17 protein-coding genes, 1 tRNA gene and 1 pseudogene are annotated in these 13782 nt (G+C 61.0%); 11 read left to right on the top strand and 8 right to left on the bottom strand.

Going from position 1 to position 13782, the window contains the following annotated elements:
• Nucleotides 1-78: 78 nt before the first annotated feature.
• Nucleotides 79-246 carry a hypothetical protein gene (locus NKI66_RS08455; RefSeq protein ID WP_127268088.1) on the bottom strand — a complete coding sequence of 56 codons (168 nt, stop codon included), beginning with the start codon at nt 244-246 and terminating at the stop codon, nt 79-81.
• Nucleotides 247-401: 155 nt separating this feature from the next.
• On the opposite strand from NKI66_RS08455, the gene NKI66_RS08450 reads away from it, so the two are divergent.
• Nucleotides 402-477, top strand: a tRNA-Thr gene (locus tag NKI66_RS08450).
• Nucleotides 478-512: 35 nt separating this feature from the next.
• On the opposite strand, the gene NKI66_RS08445 is transcribed toward NKI66_RS08450, so the two are convergent.
• Nucleotides 513-1235 carry a response regulator gene (locus tag NKI66_RS08445; protein WP_352751405.1) on the bottom strand — a complete coding sequence of 241 codons (723 nt, stop codon included), beginning with the start codon at nt 1233-1235 and terminating at the stop codon, nt 513-515.
• Between the two features lie 74 nt (nt 1236-1309).
• Here NKI66_RS08445 and NKI66_RS08440 point away from each other — a divergent pair, with 74 nt between their 5' ends.
• The 3 genes from NKI66_RS08440 to NKI66_RS08430 all read left to right on the top strand — a co-directional run bounded on the left by NKI66_RS08440 (nt 1310) and on the right by NKI66_RS08430 (nt 2731).
• Nucleotides 1310-1588, top strand: coding sequence for a hypothetical protein (locus tag NKI66_RS08440; protein WP_352736706.1), 279 nt, complete (start codon nt 1310-1312; stop codon nt 1586-1588).
• A gap of 168 nt (nt 1589-1756) precedes the next feature.
• Nucleotides 1757-2482 carry a Crp/Fnr family transcriptional regulator gene (locus tag NKI66_RS08435; RefSeq protein WP_127291332.1) on the top strand — a complete coding sequence of 242 codons (726 nt, stop codon included), beginning with the start codon at nt 1757-1759 and terminating at the stop codon, nt 2480-2482.
• A gap of 9 nt (nt 2483-2491) precedes the next feature.
• On the top strand, nt 2492-2731 hold the full coding sequence (locus tag NKI66_RS08430; protein WP_127291335.1) for a DUF6894 family protein: 240 nt from the start codon (nt 2492-2494) through the stop codon (nt 2729-2731).
• 227 nt (nt 2732-2958) lie between these two features.
• Here NKI66_RS08430 and NKI66_RS08425 read toward each other — a convergent pair whose 3' ends face one another.
• Complete coding sequence (locus NKI66_RS08425; protein WP_127291337.1) at nt 2959-3198, bottom strand: hypothetical protein; 240 nt, start codon at nt 3196-3198, stop codon at nt 2959-2961.
• A 552-nt stretch (nt 3199-3750) separates the two neighbouring features.
• Between NKI66_RS08425 and NKI66_RS08420 the strand changes: the two genes are divergently transcribed.
• Nucleotides 3751-4173, top strand: coding sequence for a DUF983 domain-containing protein (locus NKI66_RS08420; RefSeq protein WP_127291340.1), 423 nt, complete (start codon nt 3751-3753; stop codon nt 4171-4173).
• 32 nt (nt 4174-4205) lie between these two features.
• Here NKI66_RS08420 and NKI66_RS08415 read toward each other — a convergent pair.
• Nucleotides 4206-4361, bottom strand: a pseudogene (locus tag NKI66_RS08415) (DUF1515 family protein); the annotation flags it as partial.
• Between the two features lie 213 nt (nt 4362-4574).
• On the opposite strand from NKI66_RS08415, the gene NKI66_RS08410 reads away from it, so the two are divergent.
• Nucleotides 4575-4958, top strand: a complete 384-nt coding sequence (locus tag NKI66_RS08410; RefSeq protein ID WP_127291343.1) for a hypothetical protein — start codon at nt 4575-4577, stop codon at nt 4956-4958.
• Between the two features lie 555 nt (nt 4959-5513).
• On the opposite strand, the gene NKI66_RS08405 is transcribed toward NKI66_RS08410, so the two are convergent.
• A complete protein-coding gene (locus NKI66_RS08405) occupies nt 5514-6083 on the bottom strand; it encodes a DUF2569 family protein (protein ID WP_128305852.1) in 570 nt (189 codons plus the stop codon).
• Nucleotides 6084-6207: 124 nt separating this feature from the next.
• Nucleotides 6208-6822, bottom strand: coding sequence for a TetR/AcrR family transcriptional regulator (locus tag NKI66_RS08400; protein WP_352629460.1), 615 nt, complete (start codon nt 6820-6822; stop codon nt 6208-6210).
• Between the two features lie 91 nt (nt 6823-6913).
• Here NKI66_RS08400 and NKI66_RS08395 point away from each other — a divergent pair, with 91 nt between their 5' ends.
• From NKI66_RS08395 to NKI66_RS08375, 5 genes are read left to right on the top strand one after another with little or no spacing between them, the layout of a single operon-like run.
• On the top strand, nt 6914-7993 hold the full coding sequence (locus NKI66_RS08395; protein ID WP_352751402.1) for a polyamine ABC transporter substrate-binding protein: 1080 nt from the start codon (nt 6914-6916) through the stop codon (nt 7991-7993).
• 13 nt (nt 7994-8006) lie between these two features.
• Nucleotides 8007-8888, top strand: a complete 882-nt coding sequence (locus NKI66_RS08390) for an ABC transporter permease (protein WP_352751400.1) — start codon at nt 8007-8009, stop codon at nt 8886-8888.
• Between the two features lies 1 nt (nt 8889).
• Nucleotides 8890-9672, top strand: coding sequence for an ABC transporter permease (locus NKI66_RS08385; RefSeq protein ID WP_352751398.1), 783 nt, complete (start codon nt 8890-8892; stop codon nt 9670-9672).
• Nucleotides 9669-10733 carry an ABC transporter ATP-binding protein gene (locus NKI66_RS08380; RefSeq protein WP_352751396.1) on the top strand — a complete coding sequence of 355 codons (1065 nt, stop codon included), beginning with the start codon at nt 9669-9671 and terminating at the stop codon, nt 10731-10733. Before NKI66_RS08385 ends, NKI66_RS08380 begins: the two co-directional genes overlap by 4 nt.
• Before the next feature lies 1 nt (nt 10734).
• Nucleotides 10735-11493 (top strand): MBL fold metallo-hydrolase, encoded by a 759-nt coding sequence (locus NKI66_RS08375; protein WP_352629453.1) that lies wholly within the window; start codon nt 10735-10737, stop codon nt 11491-11493.
• A 5-nt stretch (nt 11494-11498) separates the two neighbouring features.
• Here NKI66_RS08375 and NKI66_RS08370 read toward each other — a convergent pair whose 3' ends face one another.
• The gene (locus NKI66_RS08370; RefSeq protein WP_352751394.1) at nt 11499-12200 is read right to left on the bottom strand and encodes a TetR/AcrR family transcriptional regulator; all 702 of its coding nucleotides are present in this window, start codon (nt 12198-12200) and stop codon (nt 11499-11501) included.
• A gap of 140 nt (nt 12201-12340) precedes the next feature.
• Nucleotides 12341-13768: an amidase gene (locus NKI66_RS08365; RefSeq protein ID WP_352552289.1), complete on the bottom strand. Its 1428-nt coding sequence runs from the start codon at nt 13766-13768 to the stop codon at nt 12341-12343.
• Nucleotides 13769-13782: the final 14 nt, after the last annotated feature.

Below are 13782 nucleotides of genomic sequence, written 5' to 3'. Positions count from 1 at the left end.
ATTCCCCTATTCCCCTATTCCCCTATTCCCCTATTCCCCTATTCCCCTATTCCCCTATTCCCCTATTCCCCTATTTCCTCACCCCATCCCCGTGACATGGCGCAGCCAGAAGGCCAGCGCGATGAAGCCGATGATGGTGGTGACGCCGGTCCAGTCGACATTGGCCTTCTTCACATCGCTGATGATCTTCACCAGCAGCATCCAGGCCACGAAGATGATCGGGAGAATGATGACTAATCTGATCATGCGACACCTCTGCGCAAAGCGATTGCACCTTCCCCAGATGTAGGAAGCAATCTAGGGCTTTTCAGGATGCCCTCGCCGACGGGCCACGCGGCATGCCAGGAAAAAACGGAGTTTTGTCTTTACTGGCGCAACAAATATGCTAACCGGAGCGCCGTGCCCTTGTAGCTCAGCTGGTAGAGCAGCGGTTTTGTAAACCGAAGGTCGGCGGTTCGATTCCGTCCGGGGGCACCAGCACAGTGCGAAATGACAGATTCAAGCAATTAAATCTATCGTCGCCGAGTTCGACCTGCTGCCATTGCGACACCTTTTAAGAGTCGCCCCGCCCAAGGACAATTCCTACGGCAACCGTTCTGTAGAGGCTCAACGTCGACAAGGCGCCGCGCGTCCGCGTGCAACCATTGATCCCTTTCTGCATTGTTACCCGCATAACGAGCGGAGATAGCAACAATGTGGATCTTGGCGGCTGTTTGTATTGGGTTCGCGTTAGCCTTGTCTCTGGGGTGGGCTATGGGGCTTTCGAAGTAGGTGCACATAGTGATCCGCCCACTGAAGCAGTGTTCGCCTTCCAATACGCGGACTTGCTCTAATGAGAGGGTCGCCTCCGTTCGCTGCTGTTGGGTGTTGCTGATTGAGCAGTGTCGACAGCGCCGTAATAATCTGGGGAGGAAGAATGGCTTGACGATCATCACGCTGTCTGGGACGCCTTCAGACCCCCACAAATCTGCACTATCGCCGCTGATGTAGACCACAGGTAGGCTTGAGTTGCCTCGCCTTACATGCCTGGCTATTTCCCACCCAGATTCTCCTGAGCCGAGGCGAATGTCCGTAAGGAGGCCGGCGAACTTGCTTGGATCCTCATCAAACGCCTCCACGGCGGCTTCGGCATTCGGCACTCCTACGACGAGAAAGCCAGCTTCCTGCAAAGCTGTTTCAAGGTCGAGCAGGATCAGGGGTTCGTCTTCGACGACCAGAATAGCAATGTCGCTCATGAGGCCCCCTACGTCGGCCAAAGCAACGGCGGGACAGAACTTTAGTTCCATCTAAAGGGTAACTTGGATGTGATATGGCTTGGTATGAAACCAACCTACGCCTCGCTTTTGACCCGCCTATGAACGCCATTGACACCGTGCTGAATGACCTGGAGCTAGCACGTGCCCTGCGCGCCAGCCTTGCGCATGAGCGGGCCCGAATGCGTGCGCTGCTCGACGATATTGCTCATGTTCGCATGGAAGTCAGAGACGCCGCCGCAATCCGGTCTCATGTGCGTTCTTCACCCGACGACAAAAAGTTCTTACGGTTTGAAGAGGCCAGCGCGCCGTGTCTCTTCCCGCCCGCAACATAGCAACGGAGCCATTGTACGAATCGTACCCAACGGCTGGTTTGACGTTTAAATGTAGCCACTGATCGGTTTCAGGAGGATAAATCTCCATCGCCTGCTAACTTTTTGGGCGCAGGCGACTGAGAGATAGCTGAGATGCGGTGCTCTTGCCCCAAACTGGGAGGCGAGAGCGTGGCTCAGCTTCATCAACCGCACATCCGTAATCGGCTACTGACGTCTTTGTCGCCAGATGACTTCGCGCTCATCGCGCCGCATCTCGAACCGGTCACGTTGGGGGTCCGCGAACACTTGTTCAAAGCGGAGCAGCAGATCACGCATGTAACCTTCCCGGAACGAGGGATTGCCTCAATTGTCGCCGACACTGAGGAAGGACGGTTTGAGGTAGGCATGGTCGGATCAGAGGGCCTCGCGGGAATTTCTGTCGTGCTCGGCGTCGACCGCACGCCTCATACCTGCATGGTTCAGGCTGCGGGTGAAGCATTTCGTATTGGGGCGGCCGAGTTGCAGGCGGCGATGGACCACAGCCCCACGCTGCGCGAGCTTCTTCTTCGCTTCGTGCATACCTTCATCGTGCAAGTCAGTCAGACCGCGTATGCCAATGCTGGCTACTCCATCGAGGAGCGGCTGGCGCGCTGGCTGCTTATGACCCATGATCGGCTGGAACAGGACGACATGCCTGTAACTCATGAGTTCATGAGCATCATGCTGGGCGCGCGTCGCCCCGGTGTGACCCTTGCGGTGCAGATGCTGGAGGGCGTCGGTGCGATCAAGAACACGCGTGGTCAGATCCTGCTGAAGGATCGCGCCAAGCTGGAATCGATCGCAGGACAGGCCTATGGTTATGCCGAGAGGGAATACTCGAACGTGTTCCAGTTCCCCATCAAGCGAGAGCAATGAGAGGGGCACTTGCGCTACTTCATGAACGTGCGCTGCCGGGGAAGGCTAATCCCCGACCACGAGGGCGACGAACTGGCCGATGACAGCGCCGTGCACGGCCATGCATTGGCGAACGCGCGTGATCTCGTTTTCAACACTCGCATGGACACGATGCGCAGTTGGTTCGACTGCAGCTTCGAAGTCACGGACGAGAGCGGCAGAACGGTGCTCGTGATGCCGTTCAGCGAGGTGGTTGAGGATCGGTTCTGAACTGCCACCCGCTGCCCCATTCACGGCAGCGGCGGGCGTGTCCAAGGAGGACGTGCCGGGAGGGCGGTCCCTGCCAAGCCATAACCATTAGCATTACCTGATGTTCCATCAAGTAGGCCCGGACCACTTGGGTGAGTACCGATGCGGGTCCGACCAAGGTTGCCCTTTCTTCGACCAGCAGCGCGGGGCGCGCTGCCGCTAAGAACCCCTAAATCATCGGGCAGCCCTCATGTCCCTTCATTGGTAAGCGGTCTCGGCCGCACAATGTTCAAATCAAACTTGGTTGGCAGGTCGGGTCCCGTATTGTGAATGGCGGTGGTCGTCATTCGATGGACGGGCGGGATGATTACCATCCGGACGTTTCGTTCAGGCCAGAGCGGCTTTCCGAAGATCAGGAACGCGACTGCTATCAGGACGGCGACCAACCCCGCTGCAAATGCGTTCGCAATGATCTGGCCAAGCTGCATGCGCTCTCCGTGAATGATTACCCGCCACGCCAAGCGAGCCGTGGCGGGTAATCAACGAACCGGCGATGAAGGGACGATGATCGACGGCCACGTTCCCAATGTCGAAAAGGCTGTGTTGTTTCAGGGGTCAGACCTTTGCGCCTCGGCATCGGGCTTTAGTCGGACCCAAACAAGGCCTTCGCGGTTGCGTCATTGGCAGAGGGTTGGCGTAGCAGCGTCAACGCGAAGGCCCGTCACTGATCAGCAATGACGAGCCCAGCCTCGAGACCACTTGGCGGGGGGCTAAGCCAAGCTAGCAACCAAACTTCATTTTCAGAACCAGGTTCCCTTGACCTGCAAAAATCGGAGTTTCAGTGGGGCCGCCCCCACTTCCGGGCAGAGGCGGACCGGCCGAGGCTTGGGTGCCTCGACCGGCAGCGGGCACGCTGCCGCTTTTTCCAACCCGCATTGGCAGCTCGTCGAGCTCCCGCCTCCTGTCCTGGATGACATCGCGCTAAGGGCGCCCATCCACAGCGGACCGGAACTATTGCCGAGTCCGCCGCGTTGCCGGTCATGACTGACTACAACGAAACCACAAACCCGATCCTGACCGGTTTCAAGGGCCAGTGCCCACGATGTCAGCAGGGACACCTGTTCGCAGGTTACCTGAAGCTTGCTCCACGTTGTGATGTCTGCGGGCTCGATTTTTCCTTTGCCGACCCGGCTGATGGGCCTGCATTTTTCTCAATGTCGATAGTTGCATTCCCGGCCCTTGCCTTTGCTCTTTGGCTTCAGTTGCGGTTCGAGCCACCTTTCTGGATACACATTCTCACAAGCCTGCCCCTGACCATCGGGGCATGCATATTGTTGCTTCGACCGCTTAAAGGCTGGCTCGTGTGCTCTCAATATTTCCACAAGGCAGCAGAAGGTTCGATTGACCGAGATTGGCATGCCGCTGAGGCCGACCGCCAAAGGTTGGAGCCGCACGGCAAATAGATGAGGCATTGGCCCCTGCCGCGTGATATCAATCACTCGCCCCGCAGCACGCGCCAGATATCGGCCCAATAGGCTGTGACATGCGAGGCCGGCGCCGCCGCAGCCATGCCAGTGACGCCCAAGGCCCCCAGGCCCATCAACTTCCAACGGGTGACCTCGGCAGTTACAGGCTTCACGCCCGTAATATCCCGTTGAGCTTGGTAAAGCGGATATCATGAGCGAGCGCGAATGCACGTCTTGCTTGAACAGCTTGCTCACGTCCGAATGCTCGTTAGAGACGCCGCCGCCGCGATCCGCGCCCATCTGCGCCCGGCCCTTGCGTATCAAACCGTACGTTGAATCCTTCTTGGGTCACGCGTGAGAAGAGAGTAAATAAATCCTTGCGAGGAAGGGAGGCCGCGATGGTTGAAACGCATATGGAAGTCGCACGCGCGGCTATAGAAACCAGCTTTCGGTTGCGGCACCATTCCCTGGCCGGAACTGCCTCATTTCGCCGTGATATGGATCACTCCCGGCGCGCAATCGAGGCCTCGCGCGAACTGCTCAAGCGCCTCCGCCAACGTCACCGCGATGACATGGCCCGAGGTTGGGAAGATCCGGACCCGACTCCTGCTTCCGTCTCCGCCTTCGATGCTGATATTCTTCGCTCTGCATTTCGAGCCCTGGTCAGGGATATGAGCGTGCCTGAATGTCAATGGCGCGATTTGGCAGAGAGCCTGGTCCGCGAATATGTCGGGTGCGAGCAGATCGATGTTGGCTTGTTGGATTGGATCACCCACAAGTAGTCACCAACGCAAAACAGCCCGTCCCGCCCACATTGCCGGTGACACGAAACGGGCTGCAGAAGCCGGCATGCGGTGCTTCCTGCAATCCAACTTTGTGCGCGCACGGTTGTTCCGTCAGCTTCTGCTGAAAAGCGGGTACATTCTGCTGCCGTGGCCATTCGACAGTCGCTGGTAGAGTAGACCCGCCGCTCCATTTGCGAAGCGACGGGCTCTCGCCCACCCCATACCTGTCAGAGCAATTTAGATGCCAAACTTTTTGACCCGTTATGGGGCACAGCCGTCGCCTTTGCAGTCGGTTCTACCCCGCCGTAGGAGGCACCGGCCCAGTAATGTTCCACCGGATGAACTCGACTTCCTTCCCGGTGACTTCCCGCAACGCGTTTAACAGCACCTCATGCAGGACGCGCGTCTGCCTGAATCCGATTCTGCCTGAATCCGATTCTGCCTGCCGATCACCGCGCGCAGTTCGGGTTCTCCCCCCTCGCGCTTCACGGATTCGATGAACATCAGTTCGCCGAGCCCGTGATGCTCCAAATATTCCAAGTTTGCTGTCTTTTATGACACGCTCGCGACCTGGGTGGATGCCCCAACCCCGGTGAACGTGTTCCGGACCCTGACGGACTTGTAGACGTAGGCGACCCAGAGCCCTGTCAGCACAAACGAGACTATCGGGGCCACCAGCGCATCGCCTGCGAGCACCAGGCTCACCGGAACGCCCAGAACTGACGCAACCCAGATCGTGTCCAGGATGAAAACGACAGGAATCGCCAGCCACTGGAGCAGAAACAATTGCGGAAAGCGGTGGCTTCGCCGCAGCATCGAAACGAGCACAACCAGCTGAAGCGCCAGAAATGCCAGATTGAGAGCAAGTTCGCCATACACCGCCAGGGGTCCGTTCGGGAGGGTCATGAGTTGCTGGTAGCCGTCGGCCGAATTGGCGAAGTCGGCAAGTGTGCGCAACGGTGATAACGTCTGACCGATCGCCAGCAGCATTAACCATCCGCCGAAGCCCACAAGAGCCTCGGGATTCTGCGACGGCTTCGCGGCTGATCGAACAGCAAAGAAAACAGGCACGCCGATCAACAGCAGCAAGATCGCCCAATGCCAGATAGAAAACGTCCCCATTTACCCCTCCCCCGTTTTTGCTCCTATAAGTTGTATCAGGTTTTAAATTCAACTCAAGAGCCGACCTGCATCTGAAACCAGGTCTTATGCGGAAGCAACGCTTTCTCCTGCCCTTTCCTGCCACTCACACCGCAATCGCCGCCACCAGAATCCTGTTCTGCCTCCGTACCGCCGCCCGCAATTCCGCAATCCTCGCCGCATCGCGCTTCACGAATTCGATGAACATCATGTTCATGTTGTTGAAGATCAGTTCGCCGAGCGCTGCCCCGTCGATGTCCTGCCGCACAAGGCCGAGCGCTTGCAGGCGGACGATCAGGGCGCGGATCTGTTCCGTTAGCGCGCGGTCGAGCGCGGTGTAGGCTTGGCCGAACGGGCTATCGGGCAGTTGCGTTGAGATCGCCATCGCCTGCCGCCACATCTCCTTGCTGAGATAGTGCAGCGAGTGCTCGATATAGATGCCGATCAGCGTGTCCAGCGCGTCGCCGACATTGGCCGGCGGCCGGGCGACGACGCCCTGACCGGCATTCAGCACCTCGTTGACCTCCAGCGAGACGATGGCGCCGAGGATGTCGCCCTTGTTTTCATAGTAATTGTAGATGGTGCCGACCGAGACCTCGGCCTGGGCGGCGATCGCCTCGATCTTGGCGCCTTCGTAGCCGGCCTCGCGAAACAGTTCCGCCGCCGCCTCGATGATGCGTCGGTGCCGGTCTGCCTTTTGCCTTGCCCGCAATCCGCTCATGTCAGCCTCTTGCCATAAAAACAGAATTGACTCAATTTTAGAATTGGTTCAATTTTTTGCAAGAAGCCACAAAGGCAAGGGAGAACACTCGATGTCACACACAGCCAGCAATCCGCTTTCCATCCTGAGGACCCGTTTGCGCACAGCTGCCGCAGCCGCGGCGCTGCTGCTTTCGACGGGCGCGCAGGCCGCCGACCTCAACGCGCTGATCTGGTGCGATCATGCCGATCCGGCCTTGCTGCAGCCGTTCGAGGAGGCCAATGGCGTCAAGGTCAACGTCAAGGAGTTCGAGGGCACCGGCGCTGGGCTGGCCATCGTCGAGCAGTCGCAGCCGGGCGATTGGGACGTGATGGTGATCGACAGCATCGACGTGCCGCGCGGCGTCGAAAAGGGTCTGTTCGAGCCATTGCCGGACGACAAATTGCCGTTGGCCGATCTGTTCCCGCAGGTGAAGATGGACGGCTCCACCGTCGTCGGCGGCAAGCGCTACGGCATCACCGAAAAGTTCGGCTACAACACGATCGGCTACAACAAGACCAAGGTTGACCCCGCCGACATGCAGTCGATGGCAGCACTCACCGGCGACAAGTACAAGGGCAAGGTCGCCATCTACGACTACTACCTGCCGGTCATCGGCATGGCCGCGCTCGCGATCGGCAAGAAGACGGCCGAGCTCACCGAAGCCGACCTGCCTGCCCTCAAGGAAGAGCTCTTGAAGATGAAGGCCAATGCCAAACTGGTCGGCGAAGTGACCGCCAGCCAGACGGCGCTTGCGACCGGCGAGGTCGACATATTGGTCGGCGGCGGCGAATGGGTGACGGCGGGCCTGGCCAAGGAAAACCCGGCGCTCGACTTCTCCATCCCCAAGGAGGGTGCGGTGCTGTGGTCGCAGTCGCTGGCCATGTTCAAGGATTCCAAGAACAAGGACATGGCGCTGAAGTTCATCCAGTACATTATGAGCCCGGAGGGCCAGGCGCGCCTTGCCACCTCCTCCTGCTACTGGGGCATGCCGGCGAACACCAAGGCGGCTCTGACCGACGACCAGAAGAAGGTTTTGCGCTTCGACGAGCAGCCGGGCTTCCTGGCGCGCGCCCAGGCCTATCCGGCGCCGAACGCCGATCTCGACAAGAAGATGCAGGATATGTGGACCGAAATGCTGCAGGCAAAATGAGCCGATACCGCTCATGAGCAGCTCGGCAAATAACCCCCTGCCCCGGGCGGGCCGTGCTCTGACCCGGGCGAGTTCTACTCTGCCCTGGGCGCTGGTCACGCCGGCGCTCGGCTGGACGCTGTTGTTCTTCGTGCTGCCCTTCATCGCCATGGGGTTTTCCAGCCTGACGGCGCATGAGGGCGGTGGCCTCACGCTGTCCAATTACAGCCAGTTCTTCACCAACCCCTCCTACTGGCAGGCAATGGTGAACTCGCTGCAGGTGACCGCCATCGTCACCGTAATCTCGGTGCTGCTCGCCTACCCCTTTGCCTGGATCCTCGCCGAACAGGTGCCGGAACGCTGGCAGCGGCTGGCGCTGATGCTGGCCGTGCTGCCGTTCTGGACATCCTATGTCGTGCGCTCCTACTCCTGGCTGCTGGTGCTGGCGCAGAACGGCGTCGTCAACCGGGCGCTGACCGGCTCTGGCCTGATCAGCGAGCCGCTGCAACTCGCCAACACGCGTTTCGCCACCGTCACCGGCTTCGTGCACTTCTTCGTCATGCTGTTGACGTTGACCATCTTTGCCAACCTCAAGCAGCTCAGTCCGAGCTATCGCAAAGCCGCCGCCGATCTCGGCGCCGGGCCGGTGCGCACCTTCCTGCATGTCGTGCTGCCGCTGACCTTGCCCGGCATCATGGTCGGCGCCTTCCTCACCTTCGTGCTGTGCATCGGCGACTACATCACGCCGCAGATTCTCGGCGGCAACAACGAGCTTCTGATGCCGCAGCTGGTGATGATGCAGATCGGCCGGCGCGGCGATTTTCCGCTGGCTTCGGCGCTGTCGATTATCCTGATGGCCGTCGTCACCATCGCCTACCTCGCCTGCGCCCGTTGGCTGAAGATCGAGCGGGCCTGAGATGCGCAGGATTGTCCGCATCGCCTCCTGGCTCTACGCGATCGCCGTCTACGGCTTCATCTTCCTGCCGGTGGTGGTGCTGGTGCTGTTTTCGCTGCAGGCAACGTCGTTTCCGATCCCGCCCTTCACCGGCCCATCGCTGCGCTGGTACGACGCGGTGCTCTCCGACGTCAGGCTGACCTCGGCGCTGGTCAATTCGCTGCTGGTCGCGTCCATCTCGTCGCTCGCCGCCGCCACGCTCGGTTTCCTATCCGCCTGGGGCTTTGCCCGTTTCGTCCTGCCGGGCTCCGGCCTGCTACGCGGGCTGATCACGCTGCCGCTGACGGTCAGCTATCTCATCATCGGCATGGGGCTGCTGGTGCTGTTCAACTGGGCCGGCTTGCCGAAATCGCTGCTTGCGGCAGGGATCGGCCATGTCGTGATCAACCTGCCGCTGTGCTTTGCCATCATCTACAGCCAGATGGGCGACCACCAGATCAACATCGAACGCGCCGCGCGCGACCTCGGCGCGCCGGAATGGAAGGTGCTGCTGTTGATCACCGTGCCGGTCATGGCGCCGGCCATCTTCGCCGGCTTCTTCCTGTCGATGACCTTCTCCTGGGACGAGTTCGTGATCTCCTTCCTGCTCACCCGCTTCGACACCACGCTGCCGGTCGAAATCTGGAACCTCTTGCGTTCCGGCCTCAACCCGAAGACCAACGCCGTCGGCTCGCTGGTTTTCGCCGTTTCCATCGTGCTGGTCGTGCTGTTCGAATTGACATTGCTGCGCAGGAGAAAGGCATGACTGCGCCTTTGGTCGATATTCGCTCCGTCTCGCATCGCTTCGGCCAGCATACGGTGCTGAGGAACGTGTCGCTGCAAATCGAGCCCGGCAGCTACACGATCCTGCTTGGCCCCTCTGGGTCCGGCAAGACGACGCTGCTGTCCATTCTGGGCGGCTTCGTCACGCCCAGCGAAGGCAAGGTGTTCATCCGTGGCGAGGACTGCACGTCCGTGCCGCCGGCCAAGCGCCCGACGACGACGGTGTTCCAGGACTATGCGCTGTTCCCGCATATGAGTGTCGGCAGCAATGTCGGCTTCGGCCTGCGCATGCAGGGGGTCGATGGCGCGACGCGGGCGGCAAAGGCGCGCGCGGCGCTGGCCCTGGTTGGTCTCGCCGCTGCTTTCGACAAGAAACCGCACCAGCTTTCCGGCGGCCAGCGGCAGCGCGTGGCTCTGGCGCGGGCGCTGGTGATCGAGCCGGCGGTGCTTCTGCTCGACGAGCCGCTCGGCGCGCTCGATCTCAAATTACGCCGGCAGATGCAGGACGAGTTGAAAGCAATCCAGAAGCGCGTCGGCACCGCCTTCATCCACGTCACCCACGACCAGGAAGAAGCGATGGCGCTGGCCGACCATTGCGTGGTGATGAATGACGGGCGCATCGAGGACGAAGGCCCGCCCGAGCGCGTCTACGCACGGCCGGCGACACGCTTTTCGGCGACCTTCATGGGCGAAAGCACGATCCTTGCCGGCACGGTCACGGAGGCCGGGGACCGGACAGGCACTGTCGCGACGCCGGTCGGGCCGGTCTCGGTACCCGGCGCCTTGCCGGTGGGCTCTGGCGTTGTGCTGGCCATACGACCGGAGCATCTTGTGCTCGGCGCGGCTGCAGGCAGCGTCAAACTCGGTACTGCCAGAGTGAGCGACATCGTTTTCCAGGGCAGCTTCAAACGCGTGCTCGCCGTCTCCGTCGAAGACCCCTCGCTTCACTTCATCGCCAGGCTGCCCGCGATAGCTACCGTCCGGCCGGGCGACACGGTTGCCGTTTCGTGCGATACCGACCAGATCATTCTGCTGACGGATTGAAATGGGCACGCTCGCGGTCATCGAGGCACCAGACTGGTACGAGACCATCCGCATGAGCGATGGCGTGACCTTGATCCACGAGCCATGGATAAAACCGTTCTTCCGCTGCAACATGTGGCATGTGCGCGGCCGCGACCGCGATCTCCTCTTCGACACTGGGCTCGGCCATTTCAGCCTTCGGCGTCATGTGCCGCTGGTCAGCGAGCGCAAGCTGATTTGCGTCGCCAGCCATACGCATTTCGACCATATCGGCTGCCATCACGAATTTCCCGACCGCTGCGTACACGCCGCCGAGGCCGACATCCTCGCCGATCCGCGCAACGAATGGACGGCAGCCGGCACCTATGCGACCGACGAGATGTTCGATCGCATGCCGCAAGGCTGGGACACGGCGCGCTACGGCATTTTGCCCGCACCCGCCGGCCGTCTGCTCGACCATGGCGATATCGTCGATCTCGGCGACCGGGCCTTCGAGGTGATCCACACGCCCGGCCATTCACCCGGCGGCATCGCGCTTTACGAAAACAGGACGGGCATCCTGTTATCCGGCGACATCATCTATGACGGCCCGCTGATCGACGACGTCTACCACTCGGTTGTCGGTGACTATGTCGCCACGCTGCTGTGTATGCGCGACCTCGATGTCTCGGTGGTGCATGGCGGCCATTTCCCCAGCTTCGGCAAGGTGCGCTACCGCCAGCTTGTCGACGAGTATCTGGAACAGAAGCGGCAGGCCGGCTGCCATCTGCGGCAGCCCTGAAGCGGTTAGCGCATCAGTTCGAAATGCCGCGGGAACGCCTGATGCAGCAGGAGCAGCATGGTCTTGCGCAGCACGTTGGTGTCACGGCTGGACGGATTGAGATGGTCCCAATACCAGGCGCCATGAACCAGATAATTCAGGCTCTCCGACAGCGTGTCGATGTCGACGCCGGTATAACCGCCGCTGCGCGAAATCTCGATCAGCAGCTCGCGCGCCTCGGCGGTGTAGGCGAGATCGCTCGGAAGGCCGATCTCGTCGTAGATCTGCATGCTCTTGCGGTCGCTGGAGAACACGACAAAGACCGAAACCCATTTCGGGTGCTGGCGGGCGAAACGTTGCGCGCAATCGACCGCGCCCAGGGCCCGCTCAACCGGAGACAGGCCGGGCGCCCGCACCAACGTCACCCACAGCTCGTCATAGCGATCGCTGAGATACTGCAGGACGGCGCGAAACAGGTTCTCCTTGCTGCGAAAATGGAAGACGACCAGGGCATTGGACGAGCCGACATGTTCGGCGATGCGCTGCATGGTGACGCTTGCCAGCCCCTCCTCCGCGATGAGCTCGATGGTGGCGTCGATGATCCGCTGCACGCTGGCTTCGCCGCGTTCGCGCCGACGGTCCTTGGGCGGCGCGGCATCGTTTGCCGCACTTCCATTCTTCGCCATTGCGCCTTTGCGTTTTGCCGCCGCGGCCTTTTGTTGCGCCATCTTCGTCCAGCTCCTTTCGGACCTTCTGGCGGCGATCACCGGCGCCGCCACGGATCCGTCTATTCGAGATGTCCGGCGCCGGCTCACCACAACCGAGACCGCGGATCAAGCACCGGTGCGGCAAGGGCCGCAGCGCCCTGTTATAGCGACGGGCGCGTTTCGGCGTTTGTGTACCACTGCCCCTTGGCCGTCTCATAGGCCATGGCCGCGCGGAAAACATCGGCATCGCAATAGGTGCGGCCAACGATCTGGATGCCTGTCGGCACGCCGCTTGCCGCCCGGCCCGAAGGGATGGACAGAACCGGACAACGGCTCATCATGTTGAACGGCGTCGTCATCACCCAGCCAAGCGACGGGTTCACCTGCTTGCCGTTGATCTCGACCGTGCCCGTGGTCTGATCGAACTCCGCCGGCACGGAGGGAAGCGCGTTGGTCGGGCAGACCAGCACATCATAAGTCTCAAGCAGCGGCCCCAGCGTCTGGTACATCCTGGCCGCCACATCGAGGGTTCCGACAAAATCCGTGGCTTTGGACTTCTGCCCGTCCTCGGCGAATTGACGTGCATAGGTCGTCATGTCCTTGCCGTGCTCCTTGAGCAGCTGCGACAGCGAAGCGCCGAAGAGATGTTCGAGATAGGCCATGCCCGCCCTGAGCACGTCGTCGCCCCAGCCCAGATCGACTTCCTCGACCGTGGCGCCGAGCGAGCGGAACACGTCGCAGGCGGCAAGCGTGTTCTTGCGCACATCGGCGTCCACTTCGAAAGAACCGAGGTCCATCGAGAAAGCAATCTTCCAGCCCTTGATCGGCTTGTAGTCGCTGGGCAGGCGCAGTTTGGGGCGCAGCGTGGCGATGTCGAGCGGGCTTGGCCCGGCCATCACGTTCTGCAGCAGGATCGCATCCCCGACGTTTCGTGCCAAAGGTCCGGTGTGGCAGTAGAAATCGAGGTTGAACGGCGGCTCGTCCGGATTGCGCCCGTAAGGCGGCTTGAAGCCGACAAGACCGCAGGCCGACGCGGGAATGCGGATCGATCCGGCAATGTCCGAACCGGTGGCGATCGACGACGTGCCGGATGCCAGCGTCGCCGCGGCACCGCCCGACGAACCGCCGGGTGTGAAATCCGGGTTCCACGGATTGCGCGTCACGCCCCAGCGTTTCGACCAGGTATAGCCGGCGCAGCTGAATTCAGGCGTCGCTGTGCGGGCATGGACAATGCCTCCGGCCTTGATGATGCGCTCGTTCATCGTCGAGGTATGGCCGCCTATCGCATCCCCGGACAGCAGCGAGCCGTGCGAGGTCGGCTTGCCCTTGATGTAGCTCTCGTCCTTGATGCCGATCGGCAACCCCTCGAGCGCCCCGGTCCGGGCGCCCCTGGCGTATTTCGCCTCGGCCTTCCCAGCCAGGTCCATCGCCTCGTCGAAATGCGTGAAGGTGAAGCAGTTGATCGTCGCCTTGGTTGCCTCTGCGCGGCGGATGGTGGCCTGCATCAGTTCGACAGGCGAAAGCTTCTTCGCCTTGAACAGCCGCAGCGCCTCGCCGGCCGGCATGTAGCAAAGGTCGAGATCGGTCATGGGAAGTCTCCTGC

This window comes from Mesorhizobium sp. M0518, from assembly GCF_040321125.1.
Lineage (GTDB): Bacteria > Pseudomonadota > Alphaproteobacteria > Rhizobiales > Rhizobiaceae > Mesorhizobium.
This window is presented reverse-complemented; position numbering and strand designations above follow the sequence as displayed.

Excerpts from the sequence above, each read along its gene's own strand:
- NKI66_RS08455 (WP_127268088.1), bottom strand. The coding sequence starts at position 246 with ATGATCAGATTAGTCATCATTCTCCCGATCATCTTCGTGGCCTGGATG.
- NKI66_RS08445 (WP_352751405.1), bottom strand. The coding sequence starts at position 1,235 with ATGAGCGACATTGCTATTCTGGTCGTCGAAGACGAACCCCTGATCCTG.
- NKI66_RS08440 (WP_352736706.1), top strand. The coding sequence starts at position 1,310 with ATGGCTTGGTATGAAACCAACCTACGCCTCGCTTTTGACCCGCCTATG.
- NKI66_RS08425 (WP_127291337.1), bottom strand. The coding sequence starts at position 3,198 with ATGCAGCTTGGCCAGATCATTGCGAACGCATTTGCAGCGGGGTTGGTC.
- NKI66_RS08420 (WP_127291340.1), top strand. The coding sequence starts at position 3,751 with ATGACTGACTACAACGAAACCACAAACCCGATCCTGACCGGTTTCAAG.
- NKI66_RS08410 (WP_127291343.1), top strand. The coding sequence starts at position 4,575 with ATGGTTGAAACGCATATGGAAGTCGCACGCGCGGCTATAGAAACCAGC.
- NKI66_RS08405 (WP_128305852.1), bottom strand. The coding sequence starts at position 6,083 with ATGGGGACGTTTTCTATCTGGCATTGGGCGATCTTGCTGCTGTTGATC.
- NKI66_RS08400 (WP_352629460.1), bottom strand. The coding sequence starts at position 6,822 with ATGAGCGGATTGCGGGCAAGGCAAAAGGCAGACCGGCACCGACGCATC.
- NKI66_RS08395 (WP_352751402.1), top strand. The coding sequence starts at position 6,914 with ATGTCACACACAGCCAGCAATCCGCTTTCCATCCTGAGGACCCGTTTG.
- NKI66_RS08390 (WP_352751400.1), top strand. The coding sequence starts at position 8,007 with ATGAGCAGCTCGGCAAATAACCCCCTGCCCCGGGCGGGCCGTGCTCTG.
- NKI66_RS08385 (WP_352751398.1), top strand. The coding sequence starts at position 8,890 with ATGCGCAGGATTGTCCGCATCGCCTCCTGGCTCTACGCGATCGCCGTC.
- NKI66_RS08380 (WP_352751396.1), top strand. The coding sequence starts at position 9,669 with ATGACTGCGCCTTTGGTCGATATTCGCTCCGTCTCGCATCGCTTCGGC.
- NKI66_RS08375 (WP_352629453.1), top strand. The coding sequence starts at position 10,735 with ATGGGCACGCTCGCGGTCATCGAGGCACCAGACTGGTACGAGACCATC.
- NKI66_RS08370 (WP_352751394.1), bottom strand. The coding sequence starts at position 12,200 with ATGGCGCAACAAAAGGCCGCGGCGGCAAAACGCAAAGGCGCAATGGCG.
- NKI66_RS08365 (WP_352552289.1), bottom strand. The coding sequence starts at position 13,768 with ATGACCGATCTCGACCTTTGCTACATGCCGGCCGGCGAGGCGCTGCGG.